This is a genomic window from Saccharothrix stipae, assembly GCF_054781895.1.
Genome location: NZ_BAAGTN010000015.1, coordinates 64,516 through 75,256 on the forward strand (window position 1 = coordinate 64,516; position 10,741 = coordinate 75,256).

General features: G+C 69.4%; 6 protein-coding genes. 5 read left to right on the plus strand and 1 reads right to left on the minus strand.

Annotated features, from left to right (window positions below; all coding sequences use genetic code 11):
• Positions 1-312 precede the first annotated feature (312 nt).
• Positions 313-3,171 carry a helix-turn-helix transcriptional regulator gene (locus ACYVLT_RS27700; protein WP_461123146.1) on the minus strand — a complete coding sequence of 953 codons (2,859 nt, stop codon included), beginning with the start codon at positions 3,169-3,171 and terminating at the stop codon, positions 313-315.
• A gap of 157 nt (positions 3,172-3,328) precedes the next feature.
• Here ACYVLT_RS27700 and ACYVLT_RS27705 point away from each other — a divergent pair, with 157 nt between their 5' ends.
• The 5 genes from ACYVLT_RS27705 to ACYVLT_RS27725 all read left to right on the plus strand — a co-directional run.
• Positions 3,329-4,933, plus strand: a complete 1,605-nt coding sequence (locus ACYVLT_RS27705; protein WP_461123147.1) for a hypothetical protein — start codon at positions 3,329-3,331, stop codon at positions 4,931-4,933.
• 32 nt (positions 4,934-4,965) lie between these two features.
• Positions 4,966-6,198 (plus strand): hypothetical protein, encoded by a 1,233-nt coding sequence (locus ACYVLT_RS27710; protein WP_461123148.1) that lies wholly within the window; start codon positions 4,966-4,968, stop codon positions 6,196-6,198.
• Positions 6,199-6,208: 10 nt separating this feature from the next.
• Positions 6,209-6,844, plus strand: coding sequence for a hypothetical protein (locus tag ACYVLT_RS27715; protein ID WP_461123149.1), 636 nt, complete (start codon positions 6,209-6,211; stop codon positions 6,842-6,844).
• Between the two features lie 564 nt (positions 6,845-7,408).
• Positions 7,409-8,557: an RCC1 domain-containing protein gene (locus tag ACYVLT_RS27720; protein ID WP_461123150.1), complete on the plus strand. Its 1,149-nt coding sequence runs from the start codon at positions 7,409-7,411 to the stop codon at positions 8,555-8,557.
• A gap of 1,556 nt (positions 8,558-10,113) precedes the next feature.
• A partial coding sequence (locus ACYVLT_RS27725) for a Gfo/Idh/MocA family protein (RefSeq protein ID WP_461123151.1) occupies positions 10,114-10,741 on the plus strand: 628 nt, incomplete at its 3' end.

Consider the following 10,741-nt stretch of genomic DNA (forward strand, 5'->3'; position numbering starts at 1 on the left):
TGAGGGCATGGGGAGCTTGACCCTGATTCGGTTGCCCTTCAGGTGCACGTGGTCCTGTGCACTCTTGATCTTACCGGTGTCGGCTCGTTTGACCGTCTTCGGCGCACGCCCCTTGCGGCCACGTCCTGTTCGCCGCCACCGGCCGATACCCCTCGCACCCACCACGACGGGCCACTCACGCGAACCCATCGACAGATCCGGACGGCGATGTCCTTCTGCTCAACGAATCCACCACGCCTCGAGGTCTGCTACCGATCGGCCAAGGTCAACGTCCCGCACGCGACAGGGAATACTCCCCACCGAACACCACGATCAGATGCCGCGACCACCTGAACCCGACACCACTCGGTGCCGCCCGCTCGGCACGTCATGGTCACCCGGCTGGGATGCGGTGCTGTACGCCGCGACCGCCGCGCGAGAGGTCACATCCAGTTTGGTGAAGATGTTGCGCAGGTGCGCGTCCACCGTGCGGACGCTGAGCACGAGGCGGTCGGCGATCTGGGTGTTGGTCAGCCCTTCGGCGATCAGCGCAGCGACCTGGTCCTCCCGCGCGGTGAGCCGGTGTGGCGGTCCGGTCCGCGGCGAGCAGGACGGTAGGCGGTGACCGAGCCTGCGCAGCGCCTTCGTCGCCTCGTCGTGCAGGCGGTGCGCCCCACCGTCAGCGAACAGGCGACGGGCGTGCTTGAGCTCGACGACGGCGTCGCCGCGTGCGCCACTGGCAGCGAGCGCCGAACCGGCTAGCAGCCGAGCCCGGCCCAGGTCCAGCGTGTCGTCCGCCTCGGCGAAGACGATCGCCGCGGCGCGCGCCTCGTCAACAGCCTGGCTGGCCTTACCGCCTGCGAGCAGCAAGTGCCCTCTCGCCAGGCGCATCAACGCCGACCGGCACGGCAGCGCGGATTCCAGCCGGTCGACGGCCGCGGCCATCCGGTCCAGCCACGCGTGCGCCGCAGCCGGGTTCCCCGCGGCCGATTCGGCGTAGACGAACAGCTGGTACCAGTTGGGCCGGTGCCCCGGGTCGATGGCGGACAGCTCCACGCCGCCGACGGAGTCGACGACCCGCGCCAGGCATTCGGCCGGGTCGGCTCCGCCGTGCAGGAGCGCCTCGCCGTGGATGACAGCGGCCGTGGCCGACCACCAGTCGCGATCGGCGCCCGCCGCGGCGACCGCGCGACCGCCCGCGTAGCCGGCCAGCTCCAGGTCGCCCTGCCGGCACGCGATCAAGGCCTGCAGGGCGTAGGTCACCGTGCGCAGCTCGTCACTACCGGTCAGCTCGGCCGTCGCGACGGCGTCGTCGGCCCACCGGGCGGCGGTGTCCAGCTCGCCCAGCCACTGGTGGTCGCAGGCGAGACCGCTGAGCAGGTACGGAAGCAGGTGCTCCTGACCGGTGTCGCGTGCCAACCGCAGTCCGCGTTCCAGGTGGTCACGCGCGACGTGGAACCGTTCGAGGAACATCTCGGTCCATCCCAAGTGGACCATCGTCTCCAGGTTGGTGGCGAGGGTGTCGTCCGGTAGCGCGTCCACCAGTGTGGCCGCCGCGTCCGCGCCGACACCGGCGGATGTGATCGCGCCGGAGGTGAAGTCGGCCAAGGCGAGCAGCGCTGCGGCGTGGGCCTGCATCGACGGGTCGTCCACCCGGTGCGCGGTGCGGTGCGCGTTCTCGATCAGCGCGCGGTCGGCGGAGAAGTCACCGCTGAGTATCGCGACCATGCCCAGTTCGAGCTGCAGGCCGGCGGCGGTGACCGGGTCCTGGACGGATCGGAGTTCGCGGCGCAGCAACGCCCGAGCTCTGGTGTGGTGGCCCAGCATCCGTTCGACCGCCGCCGTCAGCGCGACCACCTCGGGGCGGCGTTCGTGGTGCGGTGGCAGCCGGTGCAGCAACCGGTGGACGACCGTTCGCGCGTCGTGCGGCCGCCCGTCGGCCGTGGTGCAGCGGGCCAGTTGCAGTTCCAGCTCGCAGTGACGGGCTGAGTTCTCCAGGTCCGCCGGTAACAGCCTCACGGCCTCGGCCAGCATGCCCGCCGCGATCCCCGGCGCACGCCCGCGCAATTCGCCGGCGGCCGCCCCGAGCAGCGCGACCGCGTCGAGGTCGCCGACGACCGCGGACCGGGCGACGTGGTCCGCGCACACGGACAACGCCTCGCCGCGGCGTCGCAACACCCGGCCCGCGCGCGCGTGCACATCACGACGCCAACTCGCGCCCGAACTCGCGTAGACCGCTTGACGGACGAGATCGTGCCGGTAGGTGAACCGGGACAGCCCGTGCGGTCGGATGAGATCGCGCCGATGCGCCTCGTCCAGCTCGCGCGTGACCTCCACGTGGTCGATCCCGGCCACCTCGGCGACCAGGTCCGCGTCGAACGGATCGCCGATCACGGCCGCCGTCCGCGCGACCTCCTGCCCGGTGCGGGAAAGCCCGGCCAGTTCGGTCAGCAGCACCGCACGCAGCCGCGTACCGGCGGGCAACTCGCCCGCCGCCAGGGCACGCAGGTAGAACGGGTTACCGCCGCTGGTCCGGTGCAGGGCCGCCGCGCGGACGCGTGGCGTATCCGGCCCGAGCAGTTCCCGGCTCTGCTCCTCGGTGAGCGGCTCCAGCTCGACACGGCGCACGGCGGTGGTCCCCAGGGCGACGGCGGCCGCGAGCCGGGGATCGACCTGCCGCGGCCGGTAGGCCAGGACCAGCAGCACCCGCGCCCGCGGCGGGCGGCGGCACAGGTAAGCCAGCAGCTCCACCAACGCGGAGTCGGCCCGATGCACGTCGTCCAGGGCGAGCACGAGCCCGCGCCGCCGCCCCAGCCGTTCCAGCAGCCCGCGCACCGCGCGGTGCACCAGGTGCCGCTCGACCCGGTCACCGCGGAACGCGGCCAGGCCCGGGAAGACCTCGGCCAGCGCGGCGACCTCACCTCCGGCCAGGCCGTCGCGCCAGTCCCGGGCCTCGGTCACGTGGTCGTCCATCGCTTCGACGAACGCGCCGAACGGCGTGGCGTCCGTCGCCCGCCCGGTCAGCGTCGGGACGCCGTGTTCCCCGGCCTCTTCGACGGCCAAGGCCAGCAGCGAGGACTTCCCCATTCCGGGATCCCCCAGCAGTTCCAGCACCGCACCCGTCATCGTACGGGTGTTCTCCTCCAGCGCAGCACGAATTTCGGCGATCTCCGCCCGTCGTCCGATCAGCACCTCCAGACCTCCTCCCCCATGTCTCATAGGTACCCCGCCTACTCACGCAGATACGCGGGGATGTAGGTGGTTTCGCCGATGAACCGGACGGTCGCCCGCCGCTTGACTCGCCGGTCAGCGGCAGTGACGCCGCTTGCACGAGATGCGAGGAGATCTCATGGGGATTCACCGATTCAACGGGCGACGGCGCCATCGCGCGGGTGCCGCGGCCCTGACCCTGGCACTGTTGGCGGCACCGCTCTTCGCCGCACCTGCAACAGAAGCCGCACAGGCGGCGCAGTCGCACCGGTCAACGCTCAAGCTCCCGACGCTCGTCGAGCCCGAGACGGGTCCGGCCGGGACCACCACGTCGGTCGAGGGCGGCGAGCCCGCGGCGACGGGCATCGATCCGCCGTTCACCGGCTTGGACGAGACGGCGAACGGCGCCTCGGCCTCGGACTCCACCGTCGCGTCGGGCGCGACCAAGGTGCTGCAGGCGGTCAACCGGAGCCTGCGGATGACCAGCACGTCGGGTGGCAACGCCCAGGCGATGACCCTGGAGCAGTTCTTCGGCGCCGCCGGGCAGGGTGACATGTTCGACCCCAAGGTCCACTTCGACCGGAACGCGGTCGACCAGCGCTTCTACGTGGTCGCGTTGCAGGACCAGAACGTCGATGACGCCGATCCGACCAACGACTTCTCGGCGGTCCACCTGGCGGTCTCGCGCTCAGCGGCCCCATCGGGCCTGGATCCCGCGAACTGGTGCCGCTACGAGCTGGACGGGCTGGTCACCAGTCCGGCGACGAACAACCAGCCGAGCTTCGCCGACTTCCCCGGCCTCGGTGTCGGCGCGGACGGCATCGTGATCACAAGTAACCAGTTCACCGGCAAGACCTTCGCCGTCACCACGGTGCGCACGCTGGACAAGTCGGTGTACTCGCACAACGCCGTCTCGTGCCCGCTGGAACCGTACTGGGAGTTCGACGCGTCAAGCTCCTTCAACGACTTCACCGCGCACACCCTGCAACCCGCGCAGCACTACACGAACCCCACGTCGTTCCCCGGCCGTGCGAATCCCGTCTACCTCGTCAGCACGCGCCCCGATGTCGCGTCGAGCTCGTACCGGGTCTGGCGGATCGCCAACATCGCCCCGTTCAACCAGGCGAACCCACCGGTGCTGGAGAGCACGTCGGTGCCGTGGTCGACGTACAGCGTGCCGCCCAACGCGCCGGGCGGGGCGGGTGGCGCGAAGGTCGACACCGGTGACACCAGGATCCTCCAGGTGGCCGGTGTCGGCGACGCGATCACCGCCGCGCACACGATCTCCTGCCAGTTCACCAACGGCACGCCCCTGGAGTCCTGCCTGCGCGTGGTCCGGCTCGTCATGGGTCAGAGCGCGGGAGGTGTGATGACCGCGACCAAATCCGAGCTTCAGGGGCTCGGCGGTGGCGACAACGCCTTCTACCACCACCCCGGCGTCGCGGTGAACAACAACAACCAGACCGCCGTGGTTTTCCTGGCCAACCTCCCCGGCAACGCGCACCGGATCAGCTCCAGGGTGGCGGTGAAGGCCCTCGGCGCCGGGTTCGGCGCCTCGGTCACGCTGACCGACGGGACATGTGCAAGGGCGCCGGTCAACGTGGGTGACGCCGTGCGGTCGGGCGACTACACCGGCGCGCAGACCGCGGTCGACGGCACGGCGTTCTGGGTCACCGCTGAGCACGCCGAGCTGATCGGCGGTGTCTGCCGCTGGAAGACCCGCGTCACCCGCGTGACGCCCTAGTCCACACAGGACTCCGTGAGAGAGGAAGCACCATGGCACCGCTGATCGCGGACCTGGCGATGCACATGCTGGACCTGACCCGGGTGACGAGCAACGCGCCCGCTTTCGGGCCGCACGAGCCGCTGCGCGTTGACATCGTCCCCGGCTTCCAGGCGCCCTCCGCGCTGGACGGCCTGCTGGCTTCCGGCCAGGGCCTGTTGCGCCTGTCGGTCGAGTACAAGATCATGCGAGACTCCACCCAGCTCATCGAGGGCGCCGACCACGACTTCGTCAGGACACCGAAGCCGTACGCAGGCGCGGCCGAACTGCTGTCGACGGCCTTCCTGCTCAAGCCCCGGTTGCGGTTCGTGTCCGCCGCTCAGCCGAAGGAGCTCGACTTCTCGACGCTGGAGCAGCACAAACTCCAGGTCAGCCTGGTGATCACCACGCCTGAGATCACAGACGAAGATGGCAAACCAGTGGTCCAGGCCAGCCGGGTGCTCGAAATCCCGTTCTTCCTGCCGACCATCGACATCCCGCTCCCGCTCATGCCGGCGGTGTGCGTCTGCTCGAAGTTCAAGAACCTGTCGACTGGAGCGGGATCGCAATTCCTGGTGCTGGCCGCGCCCGGCGGACCGAGCACCGTGAGCGAGCTGGCAGCGACGTACAACCAGGTGATCGGGACGTTCATCGCCGTGCGAGGCGTGCTCGACGTGGTGTCGGTCGTCCTGAACCCGCTCAAGAAGCTCGTCGACACGCTAGCCGCACTGCCCGAGCCGTTCGTCAGCACGGACGAGTGGGTGCTGGACTTCGACGACTTCGCGGACTTCGACGACGAGATGAGCTCGTTCCTGCTGATCGCGCCGACCGGCACCGCGCTGCAGTTCTCCAACGAGGCGAACCCCACGTCGTGGGACGTCAGCAGCGACATCGGCATCAAGACGTACTGGCCGATCGACCTGCTGCAGCTCGTCGACCTGGGTAGCGACGACGACGTCGCGAAAAAGGTCAAGGGGTACGTGCGGGAGAAGCTCGGCCTCGCTTCCGCGGAGATCGAGGCCTTGCGCACGGCGGTCGCCACGGCGAACGGAATCGCCGTGGACGACGGTCTCCAGCTCGGCCTCGCCGTCCTCTACGTCGACAACCTGGGCACCGACCCGGACGAGAACCCCGACTACGACCGCGTCAAGTCGCTCCTGTACTACGAGACCGCCGGCGACACGCAAGAGGAAGTCCACGACGACGTCGAGTCGGCCCGCTGGGTGCCCGCCCACTTCGGACTCTGAGGAGGATCCCATGTGGACTCAGCTCAACGTGTGGGTCATGCGGGGCGAGAACGCGTGCCTCGTCGACGACAACGGGAACTGGACCGTGTTCACCACCGACGCGCACGGGAAACCGTTCCTCTGGAAGGGCGTCCCCTACGCACAAGGACTGCGGCTGTCCCAACCCGGGCACCTCGCGGTGGAGATCCCGCCGGGCGCCTACGTCGTGTGGGCGGAGCGTGAGGAGGACCAGGCCACCATCCGCACCCACAAGGCGGTGGTGCAGGTGGGCTTCGAGCCCCAGGTCGGCGTCCGCCTGCTGCCAGACGTCCGACGCGGCGACCCGGACCCGCATGACTGCGCCGTCGCCATCACCGGCGTGGTGGGAGTCGGCTCACCCACACCGGGCGTGGTCCGGGTGACCGGCACGGCGTCCGGGTGCGACCAGCTCCAGGTGACGGTCTCCGGCAGCGGCGGCTCGAAGTCGCGGCAGGTGGCCGTCGACGCGAACGGCGAGTGGACGGCCGAGCTGGCCGAGGTACCAGGCATCGCGTGCGGCAGGCCGGCTTCCGCCCGGGCCGCGTGCGCCTCCGACCCGAACTGCCGGGACACCGTGGAGGTCGAACGCCTCGAGTGCGTTCCGGGGACCGGGCCGGGCACGGCCTGACCGAGGTTCGGACCGCAGGTCGGTCCGCCTCTGCACCGAGGCGGACCGACCTGCGGGAAACCGGGGAGGGACCACCGGGCGTTCGTAGGCGCGCCCTGCCGGGCGCCGCGGGCGAACCCGTGCCGGCGCAGCCCGACCTCACACCCTGCCCGGTCATGTCCACCTCGACGACCAGCCGGATCAGCTCCGCCACCGCCCGACGGGTCCACGACGGGCCGCCGATCAGCAACTCCTCCGGGGTGCGGTCGGCCATCCCGCGGACAGCGTGCCCCCGATCCTCCGGGCCGATCGGCTCGGGAGGACCCGGCCACCCCCTGCGAGTCGCCAAGCCGTCGCGTCCGTCCCGCCGGTAGGCACACCACCCGCTGTCCACCAGGCGTTCGGAGAGCCTCGACCACGAGCGATCAACGTGCGAGAAGGCGATCACTTTCGACTCGAAAACAAACGAAGAGTGCTCGTATCTGCGGTACGCGTTTCACTGGGTTGGCGGACGGTCGCGCGGGCCGAAATCGATACGATTCGAAATACGCACACTTCGTCCATACCGGCGAACGGAGCACGATCGTGTCGAATTCGGTGTTCGCATGGGGATACAGCGACGGGGGCGCGTTCGGTGACGGCACCACGGTCGGCCACCCGGTGCCGACGCAGACCAAAGGTGTCGGCGGAAACGGGTTCCTGACCGGGATCAAAGCGGTCTCCGCAGGCCGGCACAGCATGGCCCTCGCGACCGACGGCACGGTGTTCGCCTGGGGCGACAACGGCGAAGGCCAACTCGGCAACGGCACCACGGTCGACGCGTGGACCCCGGTGAAGGTGCAGCTCCCCAACGCCGCCGGCCCGTTGCGGGACATCAAGGCGATCTCCGCCGGCAAGGCCTCGGAGGCCTACACCGTCCACAGTCTGGCCTTGGACGCCCACGGCAAGGTGTGGAGCTGGGGCAACAACACGCACGGCGAACTCGGCGACGGCACGTTCGTCCAGCGCACCAACCCGGTACAGGTCACCTCGTTGACCAACGTGGTACAGGTGAGCGGGGGACTCGCCTGCTCGCTCGCCGTCCACTGGACCGGCAAGGTGTTCGCCTGGGGTGCCAACAGCCACGGGCAACTCGGCAACGGCGGCACCACAGGCCAGAACAAACCCGAAGCGGTGTGGAACGTCGACAGCAACGGCGCCGCCGATGTGCTCACCGGAATCGCGTCCGTGTCCGTGGCGAACCACGCACTCGCCGTGAGCGTGAGCGGCAAGTTGTACGCATGGGGCGACAACAGCCACGGGCAACTCGGCATCGCCAATCCGTCGGCGCAATACACCCCGGTCGAATCATGGCTGACGCCGACCGCCGCGGCCTCCGCCGGGTATCGGCACAGCCTCGCACTCCGGACCGACGGCTTGGTCTTCGCCTGGGGCGACAACAGCCACGGGCAACTCGGCGACGGGACGACCACCTCCCGGCACACCCCCATGGCGGTGAAGGCCCCCGTCGGCGATCCACCCGGCGCGAAGTACCTGACCAGGATCATAGCGATCGCGGCCGGTTACTACTCCAACTGCGCCCTGCGTGCGGACGGGAAGCTGTTCACCTGGGGCGACGGTGCTTCCCTCGGCGACGGCAGCAACAGCAACAGCGCGACGCCGGTACAGGTAAGCAACCTCAGTGGCGTGACGAGTGTGCACGCGGGCACAACCCACTACGTGGCGGCCGTGTAGACCGGTACAGGCGCAGCGTGAAAGCAGACCACAGGAGGGTGATCGGCATCTGAGTTCCTCGACGTTGCGATCTACCTGCATTCACGGGAGCGGAGGTCGCTGTGAGGTTCTCGATCAGGGTCGCGCCAGGACGAAGACGCCGACCGGCAGCCGGTTGTGGTGCTGGAGGACGCCACCGCTTGGCGCATCGCGGTGCCGATGTCCGCCGACCCCGCCGGGTACCTGCCCGGTGCCCGCGAACTCGGCCGCACCGACCTGCTGTGATGTGCGCGGATCCGGGTGCGTTCCGGTGTTGCGTGCGGTTGATCTTCCGCTCACGTGGTGTGTCGACAGAGGAGGCGCCGGTGGCGGGGTTCGATCATTCCCTGGCGTGCGGCTGCGACTGTTAGGGGGCCTTGTCCTCAGGACGTGGCGGGGACCAACGTGGCCGAGGAGCTGCGGAAGCTGGCAGAGCGACCGAGCAGGTCCAGGCGAGCATCCGTCGGTAGCCGCCGCGGTCGTCGGGAACTCGGCGCCTCCCCTGACGCGCCGAGGGTGTCGACCACGGCGGCGGCGTGAAAGTCCTTGTGGGTGTGGGGATGGCTGGGCCGCTACGGCTACCGCACCCACTACTTCGTCACAGCCCCGATCATCGTCCTGCCCCCTGTCCGCAGGCGCCGCCTACACCGTCGGGCAGATCCCCACCGGCCTCGGGCAGCACACCCGGACCCCGTAGCGGCGGAACAACGGCAGCAGCCGCGCCAGTCCCCCGCCGGCGAACGCCCGCCCGTACTTCCCCGCCGCGGACCACGATGGAGGATTTCATGCCTTCGTCCGCCTTGACGCGCCTCTCATCCGAGTCGGGCGGTCGGTGTGGTGTCCGCGGGCTACGGCGGCCACGTGACTGCGGAGGCGACGAGGGATGGCGACTGACGTGATCGTTTGAGCGGCTGTGGATTCTCGTCCAATCGGGACGAACGGGCAAGGGTGGCGGGCGGCTAAATATGTTGGCGCTAACATTAGCATTCGGGCCGTTTGGGGTCGGTGCGGTGGCGGTCTCTTCCGGGTAGCGCTGCGGTATTTCGGGAACACGCACGGAGAAAGCTACTCCATCCAGTGGAATTCAGCAGAAGACTTCTTGTGAACGTAAACACGGGACTGCCACACTTCTGCTCGGCACGGCCAGGCGTCCTTCGAGCGCCGGTGTCGTGCCCGGTAGCCCCGCCGCCGCGTGGTGCCGTCCACTCACATGCATTCGAACCGGATCGATTCTGCCTACCCGGTCGGAGTTCTCATGGTTCAGCGGCGAACTGTCCTCCTCGTCCCCGCTCGCGCCTGGTCGCGTGTGTCCCCCTTTCCGGACGATGGCGGCGATCGGGGTGCGTCGGTGATGTCGGACCTGCGGAACGAGGTGCACTGAGCACACCCCTGGGCACGGCTTCTGGGGCGTCGTCCGGGTGGGGCGGGTGGCGGCGGCCGTGAGTTCTGGGGTCGTGTCGACGCGCGGGGGTGGATCGCTTGTCTGTGTCTGCTCGGCCGCCACAGCGGTCTGACCGAACCCAGGGAGAGGAGCGTCGATGATGGCCGGTCGGCCCGTTCGTGTGGCGGTGGTCGGTCTTGGCTTCGGTGCCGAGTTCATCCCGATCTACCAGCGTCATCCGCAGGCGGAGCTGGTGGCGGTCTGTCGGCGGGATCGCGCCGGTCTGGACGAGGTGGGTGACCGGTTCGGTGTGGGGAAGCGGTACACGGACTTCCGCGAGTTGCTCAGGGATCCGGAGGTGGACGCGGTTCACATCAACTCGCCGATCCCGGATCACGCGTGGATGACGGTCGAGGCGTTGGAGGCGGGCAAGCACGTGGCCTGCACGGTGCCGATGGCGACGAGTGTGGAGGACTGCGGGCGGATCGTGGCCGCGGTCGAGCGGACGGGTCTGCGGTACATGATGATGGAGACGGTCGTCTTCTCCCGCGAGTACCTGTACCTCAAGCGGCTCCACGATTCGGGTGGGCTGGGCAGGCTGCAGTTCCTGCAGGCGAGTCACATGCAGGACATGGACGGCTGGCCGGGTTATTGGCCGGGGTTGCCGCCGATGTGGTACGCCACGCACTGCGTGGGTCCGGTGCTCGCGCTCGCCGACGCCAGTGCCGAGGTCGTCTCGTGCTTCGGTTCCGGCACGATCCGCGAGGAGCTGGTCGGGCGGTACG

Coding starts and splice junctions, on each gene's coding strand:
- ACYVLT_RS27705 (WP_461123147.1), top strand. CDS start 3,329: ATGGGGATTCACCGATTCAACGGGCGACGGCGCCATCGCGCGGGTGCC.
- ACYVLT_RS27710 (WP_461123148.1), top strand. CDS start 4,966: ATGGCACCGCTGATCGCGGACCTGGCGATGCACATGCTGGACCTGACC.
- ACYVLT_RS27715 (WP_461123149.1), top strand. CDS start 6,209: ATGTGGACTCAGCTCAACGTGTGGGTCATGCGGGGCGAGAACGCGTGC.